This is a genomic window from Brucella pecoris, assembly GCF_006376675.1.
Classification (GTDB): Bacteria; Pseudomonadota; Alphaproteobacteria; order Rhizobiales; family Rhizobiaceae; genus Brucella; species Brucella pecoris.
Map to the genome: position 1 here is coordinate 41,130 of NZ_VEWK01000009.1, position 16,799 is coordinate 57,928.

Genomic DNA, 16,799 nt, shown 5'->3' on the forward strand with positions numbered 1-16,799 from the left:
ACCGCAAGTGAAAAGCCCCGTATAGCGCCGGGGCTTTCTACTCGGTAAATCCTATTCCGCATCCATCTTGCATTGCGCGGCATAGATATCACCATGCGCGGTCAAGACTTTTTTCTCGGTCTTCAGATAGGGCTTGCCGTTGGCATTCTCGGCGACGCCGAGCGCGTACCAGTCCTGAACGGGATGCTGGTTTGGTCCCAGTTTGAATTCCCCGCGTACGGAAGGGATTTGCGCGGAAAGCAATGCCTTGCGGAACGCCTTGGCATCAATGTCATCGCTGGAGACGCCTGCAAGACCAGCACCCATCATTAACGCTGCGTCATAGCCTTGTGCAGCATAATAGGTGATCGGGCGGTCCGCGAATTTCGCTTTCCAGGCTGCAACGAATTTCTTGTTTTCCGGGTTGTCGAAATCGTCGTTCCAGTGGCTTGTCACCCGCACGCCCTCGGCTGCTTTTCCCACCACATTGACGATGACCTGATCGAGCGATGCCGGATGAACAACCATCGGGATTTCTTTCAGCAGGCCTGACTGCTGATATTGCTGCAAAAATGCAATGCCCATGCCGCCCGGTTCAAATTCATAGACCATAGCTGGCTTTGCGGCGCGTATTTGGGCGATTTCTGCGGCAAAATCGGTCTGGTCCATCTGAGTATAGACTTCCCCTACGATATTGCCCTTGTAGAAGCGCTTGAAAGCATCCATCGTCTCGCGACCGGCCTGATAGTTAGGAGCAATCAGGAATGCCGATGGATAGTTCATCGATTGCGCCAGCGCGCCGGCACTTTCGCCCTGGCTGTCATCCTGCCATGAGCTGACGAAGTAATTTGGATGACATTCCTTGCCTGCAAATTCGGCAGAGGCGGTGTTTGGGCTGACATAGATGCCACCTTCATCGAGAATATCGGCGAGAGCTGCACCAGCGACATTGGCGAAGACCATGCCGGTAAAGAGTTTTACGCCCTGTTCGGTCAACATGGCTTCGGCGATCTGCTTGGCATTGCCCGGCTTGAGGCCGTCATCCTCGACCTTGAGCGTGACTGATTTTCCTCCCAGTTCACCGCCATTCTGATCGATTGCCAGCTGGAAACCGTCACGAATATCCTGCCCGAGGTAACCAGCAGGGCCGGACAGGGTGGTGATCATGCCGATAGTAACGGGTTCCTTGGCGAAGGCAGCAACTGTCCCGGCCAACGTTAGATAGAGTGCCGAAGCACCAAGCAATGAAAGCTTGAGCATGAAAGTTCCTCTCTTGATTGCCCTTCACGACCTTTTCTCTGTCCCGTGCTTGGATGCGCGGTTTCGGACAGGAGGTCTTGCCGGTCATTTCATGCTGAAACTTGAAGCCCGTAAACTGAACACTCTTCGCACTGCTATGAAGCTTGGGAATATCAGGATGGGGTGCACAGATATTGTTGGTGGGAGGAGGCTTGTCGTTAGCTCGTCCGTGCAATCTCCCGAAGCGCCTGAATAAACAGATTTGCAGTGGCGGAACGGTTACTTTCAGGAAGAGTGGTAATCCCCAGAAAGCCGGAAGTGGCACCAAGTTGGACAGGCAAGATGGCAAGCTGACCGGAGGCTTCTTCAATCCGCGCTACCTGTGCGGGCATGACGCAAATATAGTCCGCCTGCAAAAGCAGGCCCTTGTTGATGAGTGGAGAGACGGATTCGACGGATTGCGCGGGTGGTGGCACGCCTTCCTCGCGGAAGGTACGGTCGATCTGAAGGCGTAGATTGGTTTCCTTGGGTGGCAATATCCAATCCCATTCGATCAGATCGTGGAGACGAGGAGTGGGGCGCAGCGTCAGGGGATGATCGCGGCGTACAACGACGACCGCGTTATCCGGAATCAGGACTTCCTGCACGAGGTTGACCGGCTCATGTCGCTCGGAGAGGCGGCCTATCACCATGTCCAACTCACCGGCCCGCAGCGCTGGCATCAAGACGTCATCGGTCCCCGTCACGACTTTGACCACGATGCGGCGATTGTCGCGACGGACTTTGGCGATGGCTCTGGGAAGCAAATCGGCCGACGCTGAAAGCAGAGTTCCGATGGCCAGTCGCCCGCCTGTGCCATCGCGTAGGTCGGCAAGATTTTGCTCGGCCACCATAAGATGCGCAAGGAGCCGCCTGGCATCTGTTGTTAGCTGAGTGCCCGCATGGGTTGGTACGACACCTCTGTTCGTGCGTGTAAAAAGCCGCAATCCGGTTAGAGCCTCGATTTCCTGTAATGCTTTGGTGACTGCGGACTGGGTAACGTTCAACCGGTCGGCAGCGCGCGCAATACTGCGCTCCTCCTCGATTGCATCGATGATGCGGATGTACCGGATCGTCAGATGGTTGGCGAGCAATGCCATATCGCCTCCTCAAGGATATGTCTCCCCACAGATATTCTATTTCCTCATATCTGTCGCGGTTAGAATTCACTTTCCTTTGTCGGCAGGACTTGAAAATCTCTGCCGGGAATGGGTTGAGGAGAATAGGAATGACGAAACGTCACGCAGAGATTGCTGGCGCGGGAATTGCGGGGCTGGCTTCTGCTGCAGCACTTGCACAGCGCGGGTGGAGTGTACGGGTGCATGAGCGCTCGCCCAATCTGCGCACTTTCGGCGCCGGAATTTATATCTGGAGCAATGGCCTGCATGTACTCAAGGCCATAGGTGCTTATGATGAGGCCGTGATCGGCGCTCATGAGGGACCGGAGTTCCATACGCGCAACCACCTCAATGAAACGATGGAAGAAATTCCGATTAATGGCAATGGACCCGCGCGTCTCATAACAATTCTGCGCGAGACGTTGTTGACGGCATTGCTCAATGCTGCGCGTGGTGCTGGGGTCGAGATCGTTACTGGCACGGAGGCTGTCGGTGCGACGCCCGAAGGTGAATTGCTACTGGCCAACGGTGAGCGATTTGCAGCCGATCTGGTCATCGGGGCTGATGGAATCAACTCGAAAGTCAGGGATTCACTCGATCTCATGATGTATCGCAAACCGCTCGGCTATGGAGCCGTGCGCATGATGATAAAGCGTGACGCAGCAGATGCACCAAGTGAAGATCTACCACGCTACATTGAGCATTTTTCAGGTTCACGCCGTATCCTTTATACACCGGCCAGTGAGACCGATCTCTATATAGCGCTTTGCGCTTCGGTCGAAGACGAGATGGCCTATCGCACGCCTGTCGATATGACGCTCTGGACTGAAAGTTTTCCGCATCTGGCTCCTTTGATCGCTCGTTTCGGCGATGCAGGGCGATGGGATGCATTCGATATTCTGAAGCTCAAATCATGGAGCCAGGGGCGAGTTGCAATCCTTGGTGATGGCGCTCATGCAATGCCGCCCTATCTCGGGCAAGGCGGCGGTTGCGCTCTAATGAACGCGCTGGGGCTGGCCGTTGCGCTGGATGAACATGCGGACGTGACCAAAGCGCTGGCCGCCTGGGAGGCGCGAGAGCGTCCGATGACCGAACATACGCAGGACACTGCGGAGCGGCTTGGCGACATGAATTACTGGCCCGATGATATACGGTCGCAAGTGCTGAAAATTACCGGGAAATGCGCTCAGCTTGGTGCGGAACGTATGAAGACCGCGTTGCATATTCCAACAGGCGCAGCCTGAAACACCGGACAATGGAGATTTCTATGAACTCGATGAAAATTGGAAACAATGTTTTTTCATGGGATGAAACCGGAAGCGGCCCGGCCATCGTGCTGCTTTCTGGATGGTGCCAGGATCACCGTTTGTTCAAGTCACTGGTGCCAGAACTGGCGAAAGATCATCGCGTAATCCGCTTCGACTGGCGCGGTCACGGTGACCATCGCGAACACGACGGCGATTTCGATATCAACCAGCAAGCCGACGATCTTGTCGCTTTCGTTGACGAACTGGGACTTGAGACCTTCCTTACAGTTTCGACTTCCCACGGTGGCTGGGCCAATATCGAAGTCACTGATCGGCTGGGGGCCAACCGCGTACCGAAATCGGTCGTTATCGACTGGATCATGAACCAGCCGAACGAAACCTTCTTCGAATTGATCGACGGTATTCAGGACCGACAAGTCTGGGAGAATGGACGTACCGGCTTCTTCGATTATTGGATCGGCGACACCAAGAATACCAATATCGTCAATCACGTGAACAACGAGATGGCGGGTTATTCCTATGAAATGTGGGCACGCTCTGGGCGGGAGATCGGCAAAGCCTATCGCAAATGGGGCAGCCCGATGCAGCGCATGGCGGCCATGGTCGAAACCCGACCAATCACTCATATTTATTCGCAGCCATTCGAACCAGAGTATACGCAGGCACAGGTGGATTTTGCGGCGCGTAATCCCTGGTTCCAGCCTAAGAAGCTGCCTGGTACGACCCATTTCCCGACACTTGAACAGCCAGCTAATGTGGCAAACGTTATTAGCGTGTTCCACGTATGATAGAACTGGCTGAAGAAGCAGGTTTCAACCCTGCACGACTTGATCGCGATTACAATGCCAAGGCTACCGTTTCACCGGAAGCCTTTGCCGCCGAGATGGTGCGCTATCGCGAGGCAAGTGTCACGCCGCGGGCCGATTGGGGCCGGCATTTCAATGTGGTTTATGACGAAGAAAGCGGACAACGGATCGATATTTTCGGCCCACCTTCCCCAAGCGAGCTAAGTCCGGTTTTCGTGTTCATTCACGGCGGTTACTGGCGGGCTCTGTCAAAGGAAGATTCCGCCATGATGGCTGCAATGCTTGCAGCCGAAGGTATTACTACCGTTGCTGTCGATTATCGTCTAGCGCCGGAAGTATCGCTCGCGGAAATCACGCGGGAGGTGCGTGCTGCTCTTGCCTTCGTCTGGCATCACGGACGGGAGTACGGCCTCGACCCGGACCGGATATCGGTTGGAGGAAGTTCGGCGGGCGGCCATCTTGCCGGTGCGCTTCTTGCGGAAGGCTGGCATGCCGATTTTGGTTTGCCGTCGGATATTGTGAAGTTTGCTATGCCGGTCAGCGGGCTTTTCGAGCTTGCGCCACTGGCTGCAACTTTCCCGCAGGAGTGGTTGAATCTCAGTCCTACTGATGTCCATCAGCTGAGCCCGATACGGCACATCCCGGCGCGCGGTTGTCCGATTACGGTGGCATGGTCGCAAGCTGAGGCGGACGGCTTCAAGCGTCAGTCGCGCGCTTATGCCGGTTGCTGGGCTGCAGCGGGTGGAGAGGTGAAAGCAATCGAGGTGGCAAACCGGAACCATTACAATATTCTGATGGACTGGTGCTCGCCTGAAACCGAAATGTCGCAAGCGCTACTCGCCGGTATTCGCAACATCGGTTGACTGGATGCCAGAAAGCAATCCTGCAGCCGCGTGGCAGTACGCGACTGGCGGTTTCGCACGTGCAAAGCCTACCAGTGCGCATTGTAACTCATGTGATATTACTCATGGATATATAGTTTTAAGATGAATTGTCGCATGAATTAAAACATCCCATTCTGACTGTAACGATGATCTGGGCGTGGGCCCGAATTTTTAGATTGCAGAGGCTTTCTGATGCAAAAATCCGACGTGCAGCTTTTCATAGGCGGTGAATGGCGCAAGACCGCCGATACGCTTCCCATTATCAATCCTGCGGACGAGACCGAAATAGGGCAGGTTGCAGTCGCCGAGCGAGAGGATCTGGAGGCGGCACTTCAGGCGGCGTGGAATGGGTACCAGATCTGGCGCAATACTGCGCCTGCGGCCCGTGCAGCGATCATCATGAAGGCGTCGGCGCTCATGCGCGAACGGCACGAAGAGATCGCGCGTGCGATCACGCTAGAAAACGGGAAACCGATCACCGAAGCCCGGCTTGAGGTTATTCGCGGCTGCGAATTCTTCGAATGGGATGCTGGCGAATGCATTCGTTTCTATGGCCGTGTGATCCCGAGTGCACCCGGTATCCGTTATATCGTTATGCATGAGCCGATCGGTCCGGTTGCAGCGTTCGCACCCTGGAATTTTCCGATGAGCCAGCCAGCGCGCAAGATTGCGGGGGCTCTTGCTGCCGGTTGCTCCATCATCTTGAAAGCTTCCGAGGAAACGCCGACGGCGGTTACATATATCGCACGTGCATTCGAAGATGCGGGCTTGCCAGCCGGTGTGCTGAATCTGGTTTTCGGTGTTCCAGGAGATATTTCGCAATTTCTTATCCCGCGTCCCGAAATCCGGGCAATTGCATTCACTGGATCGACTGTCGTTGGCAAACATCTGACCGAGATCGCTGCACGCCACATGAAACCAGCGCTGATGGAACTTGGCGGCCACGCTCCCGTCATCGTTTGCGAGGATGCCGATCCGGTCGTCGCGGGTATCGCCTCGGCACGTCGTAAATACCGCAACTCCGGTCAGGTCTGCACATCGCCGACGCGCTTTTTTGTTCATGAAAGCCATTATGAACGTTTTACTGCTGCTTTCATCGAGACGGCGCAATCAATCCGCGTCGGTAACGGCATGGATGAAGGGGTTCAGATGGGCCCAGTCGCCAATGATCGTCGCGTCATGGCGCTGGAAGAACTGGTCGGTGATGCTGAAGCCAAAGGTGCAAAACTTCTTTTCGGTGGCAGGCGCCTGAAGAACAATGGTTATTTCTTCCCGCCAACGGCGTTGGCTGAATTGCCGGATGATGCCCGTGCAATGTCGGAGGAGCCATTTGGCCCGCTGGCGCTGATCAATCCGGTTGCGTCCCTCGATGCGGCCATTGAAAAGGCGAATGCGCTTCCGTTCGGTCTGGCGGCATATGGTTTTGCCAGTTCAGCGGAAAATGTGGACCGACTCATGTCGGGTCTGGAAGCTGGAAACGTCTCGATCAACACGCTCGAAGCGTCTGTGCCCGAAACCCCCTTCGGCGGTGTCAAGGACAGCGGACTTGGCCGCGAGGGCGGAGCCGAAGGATTGCATCATTATACGGTCGTGAAAAATATTTCGCACCGTCTGGTGAACAGTCTCTAATCAGGCGCGACTGCCATTTTTCAAACCCGTCGCCATCGATCACTGGCGGCGGGTAGCTCTTATCAGCCGGATGTAAGGGCCAGCGTGCGGATTGCTTCCAGATGTGTGTGCATGGCGTGGTGGGCACGGTCGCTTTGCTGGGCTTCAATTGCATCGACGATTGCCAGATGCATCACGCTTTGCTCGGTCGCGTATTCACGCTTGCGTGCCTCGCGAAAGATCGCATCATGTCTCCGCTGCCAGGTTGAGCGTCCGCGAACCGAGGCGAGAGAGCTGAAGATTGCGGCGAGCAGGGCATTTCCGCTCGAGCGCGCAACTGCCTTGTGAAAGGCATCGTCCAAACGTTCATATTCCCGCCAATCGCGAGCTGTACCAGTCGCCAGAGCAAGCTTGCGCAAGGTGGCGAGGTCATCTTGCGTGGCATGTTGGGCCGCCGCCGCGGCAAGGGCTGGCTCATAGACGAGTCTAGCATCCATGAGGTCCTGAGCGGACGCGGATTCGATGATCCGGTCTATTGGCCGTTCGATGTTCGACTCGGGAGGGCCCATGAAGGTGCCCTTGCCCTGATGACGCCACACCGCGCCTTCGATCTCAAGCTGACGCAGCACCTTTCGCGTCGTTTCGCGGCTGCAGCCGAGTGTCGTCGACAAAACACGCTCGGGCGGGATCTTATCCTGCGGGCCGAAATTCTTTTCCACGAGCAGCTTCCGCATGCGTTGCATCGCTTCGGCGGTCGGAATGCGATCTGTCATCCGGCAGCTATCCATACCAATTTGTAGACCAATTGCGCAAAGACCTATCCCCCCAAACAACGGTCGGTCAAGCCGACGAACGAATAGTGGATGAATAGATGCGCCTTGATCCTTTTTTGATTCTGATGATTGCCGCGGTTGTTCTGGTAACTCTCTTTCCCGCGACCGGCAACGCAGCAGACATTGTCAGTATGCTGGGAACTATCGGTGTTGCCCTGCTGTTTTTCGGCCACGGAGCGGCCCTGTCTCACAAGGCGATCGTTTCGGGTTTGAAGCAATGGCAATTGCATGGGTTTATTTTCGCGACGACATTTATCGTTTTCCCGTTGATCGTGCAGCCTTTGCGGCTCGTTCCTGAAAGCATCCTGCCGTCTGACCTGGTCCTTGGTTTCATCTATTTGGGTGTTCTGCCTTCGGCAATTTCAAGTTCTATTGCCTACACTGCCATGGCCAGGGGCAACGTGCCTGCTGCGGTCTGCAATTCGGCCGGGTCGAATGTCTTCGGATTGTTGCTGACGCCGCTTCTGATGACGATTTTCATGCGTTCATCCGGGTCTATCGATTTAGGGCAGGCTTTGCGCGATGTAGTGATTGAATTGCTGTTGCCGTTCGGTCTGGGACAAGCCAGCCATCGCTGGCTCGGGCCGTTCCTTTCGACGCGCAAGCACTGGCTGGAGAATTACGATCAGTCGGTGATTGTGCTGATCATATATTCGGCTTTCTCTCAATCGGTCACCGCCGGACTCTGGCAGGTACTGCCACCATCGGGGCTCATCGTGGCAATTGTGCTTTGCGTCGTTCTTCTGGCGGGCGTGATTGGCCTTACGATGGTTGGCTCGCGCTGGTTGGGCTTTACCCGTGAAGATGAGATTGCGGCTGTGTTCTGCGGGTCCAAGAAGAGCCTGGCATCCGGGCTTCCACTCGCTCAGGTCCTGTTTGCTGGCCTGCCCGGCTTCGGCATGATCGTGTTGCCGATCATGCTCTATAACCAGATCCAGATTTTGGTGGGCGCTGTTCTGGCGCGCCGCTATGCAATCCAGCTTTCCACATCTGACGCTGCCACGCAGACTGGCTGAGCATGGCAAAAGACAAAGTGGCACACGACAGGCCAGCAGAATGGTTGCGCCCGCTAGACAGACAGTCGCTTGCGATACAAGTCGCGGAGAAAGTGCGGCTTGCGATCCTTGGAGGGCAGTGGCGCAATGGTGAACGTCTGCCAAATGAATCCGATCTTGCCGACGATCTCAAGGTTTCGCGCGCAACCTTGAGAGAGGCGATCGGCATGTTGGTATTTGCCGGGATTGTCGCGCGTCGGCATGGATCGGGAACCTTTGTCAGGGAGGATTGGAGGAACGGCGAGGCTTCCTGCGTGCCTAAGAGCTGAGCGCATCGATGACACTGGCAAGCTGCATGTCGTGCGCACCCGCCTCCATGGTGCGCTTGAGCACTTCGGATACGGTGGCAGCGGCGCTGCGCGCTGCCTCGACCAGCGTGTTGCCCCGCGTCAGTTTGGCGGTCAGAAGGCCTGTGAAAAGGTCGCCGGTTCCGACTGGTACGATCGGCAGGCGCTGTGACGTCAGGCGCGTGCGGGCCGTGCAGTCGAAGACGATATTTTCCAGCGAGCCTTCAGGTGTGTCGGCCAGATTGCAGCCTGTCACGACCAGTTTGGCGCCGCGAATTGCCTGCACTTGAGCAGCCGCAACTTCAAGTGCGGACCAGGAGGTCGTATCCGTCCGTGCAATGAGGCCCAGCTCGAACTGATTGGGTGTCAGGAGATCGGCGAGTGGAACAAGCCTCTCAACGATGCATTCCACCACCTGATCGGCGACGAAAATCCCGAGATTGGTATCGCCCATTACCGGGTCGCAAATGTATTTGATGTCCGGATTAATCTGGCGCGCGCGTTCGACGAACGCTGCGACCACATCCCCGTTCGCCTGAGAGCCGAGATAGCCGGAAACGATATAGCGGCTTGTTTCAATCAGCTCGCGTTCTTCGACGCCGCGCAGCAGATCGCCGACCAGCTCGGATTCGAGAACACGCCCACGCATGGTTTCAAAATGCGGATTGTTGGACAGCAAGGTCGTAGGAACCGCGGCAACATTCAACCCATGGGCTTGCATCGGCAGAACGGCTGCGCTGTTGCCAACATGCCCGTAAACGACCTGACTCTGGATTGAAATAATAGAGGTGGTCATTCCAATATTTTTGGCCGTCATTTCATAGCTCCTTCGCTCACGCTCAGTTCGGCCCGTTCACGATGCGGCAGGCGACCGTTGAGAACGATATGTGCAACCAGCCCAATTATCAGTCCCCAGAAAGCGCCGCCGATGCCGAAAAGATTGATGTTTGCGGCCGAGGCCAGAAAAGTGATCAACGCGGCCTCACGATGTGCGGGATCTGACATGGCGCCAGCCAGGCTGCTGCCTATCGTGCCCAGCAGGGCCAGACCTGCGAGCGTTGTGATGAAGCTTGCCGGAAATGCCATGAAGACTGCAGCGAGTGTTACGCCGAACACGCCAACGAAAACGTAGAAAATACCCGCCGCAAAACCGGCGATCCAGCGCTTTGATGGGTCCTCGTGTGCTGCTGACCCGGTCGCGATCGCCGCCGTGATTGCCGCAATGTTGAAGGCATGTGATCCGAAAGGCGCCATGATGAGTGAGCCGAGACCTGTTACGGTAACGATTGGATTGGCGCTGGTCTTGAAACCGTCATTGCGCAGAACCAGCATTCCCGGCATATACTGCCCTGTCAGCGTGATAAGAAACAATGGCAGAGCGACGGACAGCAGCGCATTGAGAGAAAATTCCGGCATGGTGAAGACCGGAGCTGCGAATTCGAGCTTCAATCCAGACAGGTCGACCCGGTTTTGCAGAAGCAGAAAAGCAAGTCCGAGCACGAGAATGCCAACCACGGCATAGCGGGCGGATAGACGTTTCAAAACGAGGTAGGCGACAATCAGCAGCCCGACCAGCAATGGATCGACGGTGGTGCCGCTGAAGGCCCCGATTCCGAATTGCAACAAAATGCCAGCCAGCAGGCCTGACGCTATGCCTGGCGGTATCAGCCGGATGACTTTCTCAAAATAACCCGACACACCGAGGATGACGAAAGCGAGCGCCGAAATCATATAAGCGCCGATTGCCTCGGTGTAGGAGGTGGTAGCAAGGGCTGTGACAAGAAAAGCCGCAGCTGGCGTCGACCAGGCGGTAATGATCGGCTCGCGGTAACGCCAACTGAGATAAAGACCAGTGAGCCCGACGCCGATGGAGACCGACCAGACCCAGGAGGCAGTCAGTTCCGGACTCAATCCCGCAATCTTTGCAGCCTGAAAAACCAGGATGAACGTGCCGCCATAATTGACGACAACGGAGATCAGTCCTGCCACGATGGGGTGGGTAAGATCGCTCAAGCGGATCGGTGACGTTGAAGCACGGGATGACATCATCCTGAGAAACCTCCTGGGATTCGGGGCGCATGGCCGACAAGACGTCTTGACAATTAATCGTTTAATGGACTGATGGTCCCATCCATTTTGCCAGTCAGGATCAGTCCATTTGTTCAAGCACGCCCAACTTGAATCTGTTAAGGCTTGGATTGCCCATCCTGCCCATGCGGCCATGCCGCTCCACGCCCGCATTCAGCGATCAATCCGGCAATTGATCGTCGATGGCGCACTCGGGCCGGGAAAAGCACTTCCGGCTTCGCGTAGTCTCGCCAAATCGCTGGGCGTGTCCCGAGACACGATCGAAGCGGCTTATGCGCAGTTGCATGCCGAGGGTTTCATCGACCGCCGGGTGGGCAGCGGAAGTTTTGTGGCGCAGATAACGGAATTTACGCCGGGACACAGCGTTTCCCGGCGCGATGCGCTTTTGCGCAATCAGGCACCCAATCTAAGCAAGCGCGGAGCGATCATGTTTCGTAGCGGTGGCGTGCGCGAGCTCCTTGCGCCACGGCCTTTCGCCCACGGCGTCCCGGAAACCCGGAACTTCCCGCTTCAGCTTTGGGAGCGTCTGGAGCGGCAGGTGTTGAAGGAAACCGGCACGCAGGTGCTTCTGCATGGCGATCCGCAGGGGACAGGGCCCTTGCGGCGCGCTGTCGCCGAATACATGAATCTGGAACGCGGCGGACGCGCGACACCCGACAGGGTGCTGATCCTCACCAGCTCGCAACAGGCACTGACTTTATGTGCAAACATGCTGTTCGATCCCGGTGACCGGATCTTCATCGAGGATCCTGCCTATTACGGCGCACGCAAGGCGTTCGATGCCGCTGGACTTGAAGCCATCCCGGTCGGTGTGGATGACCAGGGCATTGTGATCGAGCGGATGGTAAGCGAAACGAGCAAAGCCAAGGCCGTGTTTCTCACGCCTTCGCACCAGTTTCCAACCGGTGCGACCCTGTCGCTGGATCGTCGCCTGGCACTGATCGAATGGGCTGCCCGCCAGCAGACATGGATTATCGAGGATGATTATGACAGCGAGTTTCACTACGCTGGCAAGCCGATGGCCTGCGTGCAAGGCCTAGACCGGCATGATCGGACAATCTATATCGGCACTTTCACCAAATCACTCTTTCCGGGCCTACGTATCGGCTACATGGTCTTGCCGCCGCAACTGGTCAAACCGATGACCGTTGCGCGCACTCTGCTCGACGGGCATTCCGCACCAATAGCGCAGTTGACGCTTGCCCGGTTCATGGAGGGCGGACATTTCGGTGCACATGTCCGGTCTATGCGCGGCATCTATGCCGAACGGCGCGACCTGCTGGCCGACTTGATCGAAAGACATCTTGCGGATTTTGTCGAACCGCATGTACCTGCCGGGGGGCTGCAAATGTCTTGCCGTCTCAAGGGCGACCTATCGGAACGCAATGCCGTAACGGCTGCCCAGCGCGTCGGAATCGAGCTCCTTGGCTTGTCCGGGCTTTATGCTAAGGGTGGTGGAAAGGCTGGCTTTCTGATGGGATTTGCAGCTTACACACCGACGGAAATCGAGATCGCGCTCAAAAAGCTGGCGGCGGCTTTTCGCGCGGTCGCGAAGCCATAGGCCCTCCAGCCGACACTGCATTTGCCAGCTTTGTTAAACTCCAATAACTTCGCAAGACTTGTTCGAACTATGATTGTCAGTTGGGTCGATATTCTGTCTGAACAGCGGCTGATACCGGGATGTAATTTATGAACCTCCACAATAGAAGCATCCGGTCTGCCGCACTTCCGATCCTCATGTGGTTGCTGTTCAATCTTCTGGCGATAGGTGGCCTCGTTGTCTATCAGCGCGCCGCCCTGTTGTCCGAACTTCAAGCGGCCAGCTTTACTTTACACCGTGAGGCTTCGCAGCGCGCCGACCAGCACGATGCCCATCTGACGGCGCTTTCGACGATTGCTCAATCCAAGGCGCGCACTGCCGATATCTCTCAGGACGATGTTTTCCTTGAAGTGGCGGCAACGATCGTTCGTTTCTATCCGCGCATTGACGAGATTCAATTGGTGCCGATGGACCCGGCCGTCTCGGTGACTGGCACCAGAAAGCTGGAACCGGAACTGGCCGATGCCATGCGTGCGGCGGCCCTTTCATCACGCGGTGTTCCCGAACTGCTGGCACCCACAGCACGGCCGGGACACTATTTGATCGTAAAACGCAGTCCGAATACGGATAATCCTCACGACGGCCTGGCGCTGGCGATCAATGCCGGCAGCCTGATTACATCTGATGACGCATTCTGGAGCCGTAAAGGCGTTGCCCGACGCGTTCTCATGCCCGATGGAACGGTTCTGTTCAGTAGCCCGGTCTCGTTCGGCGAAGCGCGTTTTTCCAAGAAACTGGGCAGCGCCACGCAGCCGCTTCTTTTCCAGACTGCGCTCGCCATGCGCTGGACCGATCTGTTGCCTTTTGACCAGTTGATCGCCATTTTTGTCTTTACCAATCTGCTGTTCTTCGGTGGGTTGGTCATCGTCCGCCAGACACAACGCACACGCCATGCGGAACGCCGCGCAGAACTGAGCGGCCTTGAGGCCCGGTTGGCCCATGCCTCGCGAGTCAACACGATGGGGGAGATGGCAAGCGGCATGGCGCATGAACTGACACAGCCTCTGACGGCACTTCTCGCTGGCGCGCAGGCAGGGCGCCGCTTGTTGAACCGCAACAATACGGTGGCTCTCGCTGGAGCGCTGGACGATATGGTGGACCAGGCGCGCCGTGCATCGGCCATTCTGGATCGACTACGCAACTGGTCTCGCCCACAGCGTCGGCAGACGACACCCGCCGATCTACGCCTGTCGCTTCAAAATGTGCAGACCTTGCTGGCTTCGGAAGCGACTCGGCGGGGCGTCAAAGTTGAACTTGTGATGCCCGAAACGCCTTTGATGGCTGCGGTTGATCCCGTGGAAATGGAGCAGGTGATGTTTAACCTTCTCCGTAATGCGATTGAATCCTTTCATGACGAAGATCGGGACCGACGGGTCAATGCATCCCTGAAAGCTGACGGACCGATAGCCATTCTGGAAATTGCGGATAATGGTCCTGGCGTAGCACTGGAACTATTGCCGCGCCTGTTTACCCCGTTTACCACAAGTCGCCCTGAAGGAACCGGCCTCGGTCTGGCACTCAGTCAGCGGTTGGTCGAACGTTTTGGCGGCGAGATTTCCTATATTCCACAGGAGCGCGGCGCGCTGTTTCGCGTTGCACTCCCAATCGCTCAAGACACGGGAAGTTAAGAGGATGGTTCAGCCGGTCTATCTCGTCGATGACGATGAAGCAGTACGAAAGTCGCTCAGCCTTCTCCTGTCGACCATAGACATCGAGGTCAGGAGTTTTGCTGATCCTTCTGTGTTTCTGGGGCAGCTACCACGACTGAAGCCGGGATGCATGATCTTCGATATTCGTATGCCGGTCATGACAGGCCTGAAACTTCAGGAGCTGTTGGCCGAACAGGAAATTGACTGGCCGGTGATCATCATTTCGGGCCACGGCGATATCGAAGCCTGTCGTCGCGCCTTTCGAAACGGTGCAGTGGACTATCTTTCCAAGCCCGTCGATGAGCAGGATCTGATCGACGCAATCCAGAAGGCTCAGCAATTGCTTGACCATAGGCTCGGGAGCAAGGCGCTAAGAGCCGAAACGCTGGCACTGCTGGACACGTTGACTGCGCGTGAACGCGAGGTGCTCGATCGTATTGCGCGAGGTTTCACGACCAAGCAAATCGCTGATGGTCTTGAAGTATCGCCACGTACGATAGACAGCCATCGTGCGGCCATAGGGGCGAAACTGGGCACGACTTCGCAAGCGGAAATGACGCGTTTGTGGCTGGAGGGGCAGTCGAATCCGTAGAACTACCGATGAGATCGTAAATGTTACGGATTCCGCTGGATGCTGGCGGCGACTAAGTGTTCCCCATCACAACCGAGGAACGACCATGATCCGTAAACTTGCAATAATCGCCCTGTCTATGGCTCCCGCTACCGCTTTTGCTCAAACGCTTCCAACCACGCCTTATCTGCCGCTCGATCTCGCAACCAAGGCAGCGCAGGCTGCATTGGATGCCTGTGTCGCCAAGGGCAACAATGTGAGCGTCGCAGTCGTAGCACGCGATGGATCAACGAAGGTTCTGCTCAAGGCCGATCTTTCCGGTCCGCATACCGGTAAAAGCGCTGAAGGAAAAGCATTCACGTCAGCAGCTCTGGGTCGCGATTCCGGTGAACTTGCAGAGTTTATCGCGTCGAAGCCGGCTAATAATGGCATGCGGGACATGGATTCTCGCTTCGTTATTCAGGCGGGTGGACTGCCGATCAAGATCGGCGACGCGCTGGTCGGTGGCATTGGCGTCGGCGGCGCACCATCGGGTGCGACCGATGCGGAATGCGCCCTTGCCGGTCTTCAGGCTATCGAAGCAAAGTAAGAACGAACAAGCGGGGCTGGACATTGTTCAGCCCCATCTCTTTGCGCGTCCTTCTAATACCAAAACTCGATGAGTTTGGCTCATCGAGTTTTGGTTAAGCCTGTGCGGCGATTGAGCATTTTCAGGGCGTGATGCGTTAGCATCTCAGCGCCCTGGTATGAAGGATGCTGTTGCCTTCAATCTGTGTTGCTCTCCTGCGCCTCAAAAACCGATTGGATTTGTCGGTCTGATTCATCGGAGGCCGTGTTTATCTGGTGTTCGGTTATCAGTTCACCAATTATCGCCAGAAAACGCTTAAGTGTTGGTGACGTGTCTCCTGCGCGATAGGTCGCGTATAATGGGATCTCTGGCGGTGACGGATGAATCGGCTTGAAAACCACTTCTGGTTGCGCAAGCTGTCGCATGCTGGCGGGCAACAGGGCAACGCCGATATTGGCGCCGACGAGGCTTAGAAGAGATTGTACCTCGACAACCTGCTGGCGAATTCTCGGCGTGAATCCGGCTTTAACACAACACTGATAGAGGAAATCTGCAAATCTCGACTGATGCAGGCCGAACATGACGAAGGGGTGATCTTTCAGTTGCATCAGGGAGACGGTGTTTTGACTGGCGAGAGGATGCGATCTCGGCATAGCTACCATAAGCGCTTCCTGCATAATGATTTCCCGTTGCAGGCCTTCCTGATGCGGCGGCATGCGAAAAAGACAAATATCAATGCGACGTTCGAGCAATCCCTGTATCTGGAGCGCTGGCGTCAATTCGTGAAGCTGCCAGTCGACATCCGGATAACGGCTGGTGAAGATATCAAGCGCCCTGGGTATGATACCAACCAGTGATGAACTGATCACACCTATGTCCAGTCGACCGATCGATCCTGCGGCAGTCATACGGGTCGTGACAACAGCCTTTTCCAACTGCTGGAAGATCAGCGGGGCCTGCTCCTTCAGAGCTAGGCCGGCCGCAGTCAGTTCAACATTGTGATGGCTGCGTTTGAACAGCACAACGTCGAGACGGTCTTCCAGTTGTCTGATCTGCTGACTGAGAGGAGGCTGGGACATGTTTAAACGTACGGCAGCGCGACCGAAATGGAGTTCCTCTGCGACGACCAGGAAGTAACGCAGCGTTCGCAGATCGAACGGTTTCAGATGATTGTAAGCCATATCGAAAACCTCTCACCAGCCCGAAC

16 protein-coding genes are annotated in these 16,799 nt (G+C 56.2%); 10 read left to right on the forward strand and 6 right to left on the reverse strand.

Annotated features, from left to right (window positions below; genetic code table 11):
* Positions 1 to 51: 51 nt before the first annotated feature.
* Together FIB18_RS16300 and FIB18_RS16305 are read right to left on the reverse strand one after the other, a co-directional pair.
* Positions 52 to 1,239, reverse strand: coding sequence for an ABC transporter substrate-binding protein (locus FIB18_RS16300; protein WP_140021705.1), 1,188 nt, complete (start codon positions 1,237 to 1,239; stop codon positions 52 to 54).
* Positions 1,240 to 1,436: 197 nt separating this feature from the next.
* A complete protein-coding gene (locus tag FIB18_RS16305) occupies positions 1,437 to 2,357 on the reverse strand; it encodes a LysR substrate-binding domain-containing protein (protein WP_140021706.1) in 921 nt (306 codons plus the stop codon).
* 128 nt (positions 2,358 to 2,485) lie between these two features.
* Between FIB18_RS16305 and FIB18_RS16310 the strand changes: the two genes are divergently transcribed.
* The 4 genes from FIB18_RS16310 to FIB18_RS16325 all read left to right on the forward strand — a co-directional run bounded on the left by FIB18_RS16310 (position 2,486) and on the right by FIB18_RS16325 (position 6,962).
* Complete coding sequence (locus FIB18_RS16310) at positions 2,486 to 3,619, forward strand: FAD-dependent oxidoreductase (RefSeq protein WP_140021707.1); 1,134 nt, start codon at positions 2,486 to 2,488, stop codon at positions 3,617 to 3,619.
* Between the two features lie 23 nt (positions 3,620 to 3,642).
* Positions 3,643 to 4,431, forward strand: coding sequence for an alpha/beta hydrolase (locus tag FIB18_RS16315; RefSeq protein ID WP_140021708.1), 789 nt, complete (start codon positions 3,643 to 3,645; stop codon positions 4,429 to 4,431).
* On the forward strand, positions 4,428 to 5,312 hold the full coding sequence (locus FIB18_RS16320) for an alpha/beta hydrolase (protein ID WP_140021709.1): 885 nt from the start codon (positions 4,428 to 4,430) through the stop codon (positions 5,310 to 5,312). The genes FIB18_RS16315 and FIB18_RS16320 overlap by 4 nt, the downstream gene beginning before the upstream one ends.
* Positions 5,313 to 5,525: 213 nt before the next feature.
* Positions 5,526 to 6,962, forward strand: coding sequence for an NAD-dependent succinate-semialdehyde dehydrogenase (locus FIB18_RS16325; RefSeq protein ID WP_140021710.1), 1,437 nt, complete (start codon positions 5,526 to 5,528; stop codon positions 6,960 to 6,962).
* Between the two features lie 62 nt (positions 6,963 to 7,024).
* Here FIB18_RS16325 and FIB18_RS16330 read toward each other — a convergent pair whose 3' ends face one another.
* Positions 7,025 to 7,714 (reverse strand): FadR/GntR family transcriptional regulator, encoded by a 690-nt coding sequence (locus FIB18_RS16330; protein ID WP_140021711.1) that lies wholly within the window; start codon positions 7,712 to 7,714, stop codon positions 7,025 to 7,027.
* Positions 7,715 to 7,812: 98 nt separating this feature from the next.
* Between FIB18_RS16330 and FIB18_RS16335 the strand changes: the two genes are divergently transcribed.
* Together FIB18_RS16335 and FIB18_RS16340 are read left to right on the forward strand one after the other, a co-directional pair.
* A complete protein-coding gene (locus FIB18_RS16335) occupies positions 7,813 to 8,790 on the forward strand; it encodes a bile acid:sodium symporter family protein (RefSeq protein ID WP_140021712.1) in 978 nt (325 codons plus the stop codon).
* Positions 8,791 to 8,792: 2 nt separating this feature from the next.
* A complete protein-coding gene (locus FIB18_RS16340) occupies positions 8,793 to 9,098 on the forward strand; it encodes a FadR/GntR family transcriptional regulator (RefSeq protein WP_140021713.1) in 306 nt (101 codons plus the stop codon).
* Here the strand turns inward: FIB18_RS16340 and pdxY are convergent.
* Together pdxY and FIB18_RS16350 are read right to left on the reverse strand one after the other, a co-directional pair.
* The gene (gene pdxY / locus FIB18_RS16345; protein ID WP_140021714.1) at positions 9,088 to 9,933 is read right to left on the reverse strand and encodes a pyridoxal kinase; all 846 of its coding nucleotides are present in this window, start codon (positions 9,931 to 9,933) and stop codon (positions 9,088 to 9,090) included. The genes FIB18_RS16340 and pdxY overlap by 11 nt on opposite strands.
* Complete coding sequence (locus FIB18_RS16350) at positions 9,930 to 11,165, reverse strand: benzoate/H(+) symporter BenE family transporter (RefSeq protein ID WP_140021715.1); 1,236 nt, start codon at positions 11,163 to 11,165, stop codon at positions 9,930 to 9,932. Before FIB18_RS16350 ends, pdxY begins: the two co-directional genes overlap by 4 nt.
* Before the next feature lie 109 nt (positions 11,166 to 11,274).
* Here FIB18_RS16350 and pdxR point away from each other — a divergent pair, with 109 nt between their 5' ends.
* The 4 genes from pdxR (at position 11,275) to FIB18_RS16370 (ending at position 15,613) form a co-directional block, all read left to right on the forward strand.
* Positions 11,275 to 12,765: a MocR-like pyridoxine biosynthesis transcription factor PdxR gene (gene pdxR, locus FIB18_RS16355; protein WP_140021716.1), complete on the forward strand. Its 1,491-nt coding sequence runs from the start codon at positions 11,275 to 11,277 to the stop codon at positions 12,763 to 12,765.
* Between the two features lie 128 nt (positions 12,766 to 12,893).
* Positions 12,894 to 14,432: a sensor histidine kinase gene (locus FIB18_RS16360; protein WP_140021717.1), complete on the forward strand. Its 1,539-nt coding sequence runs from the start codon at positions 12,894 to 12,896 to the stop codon at positions 14,430 to 14,432.
* A gap of 4 nt (positions 14,433 to 14,436) precedes the next feature.
* Entirely contained in the window at positions 14,437 to 15,045 is a 609-nt protein-coding gene (locus FIB18_RS16365) for a response regulator transcription factor (RefSeq protein ID WP_140021718.1), read from the forward strand.
* An 85-nt stretch (positions 15,046 to 15,130) separates the two neighbouring features.
* On the forward strand, positions 15,131 to 15,613 hold the full coding sequence (locus FIB18_RS16370) for a GlcG/HbpS family heme-binding protein (RefSeq protein ID WP_140021719.1): 483 nt from the start codon (positions 15,131 to 15,133) through the stop codon (positions 15,611 to 15,613).
* 176 nt (positions 15,614 to 15,789) lie between these two features.
* On the opposite strand, the gene FIB18_RS16375 is transcribed toward FIB18_RS16370, so the two are convergent.
* Positions 15,790 to 16,773, reverse strand: coding sequence for a LysR substrate-binding domain-containing protein (locus tag FIB18_RS16375; protein WP_140021720.1), 984 nt, complete (start codon positions 16,771 to 16,773; stop codon positions 15,790 to 15,792).
* Between the last annotated feature and the right edge of the window lie 26 nt (positions 16,774 to 16,799).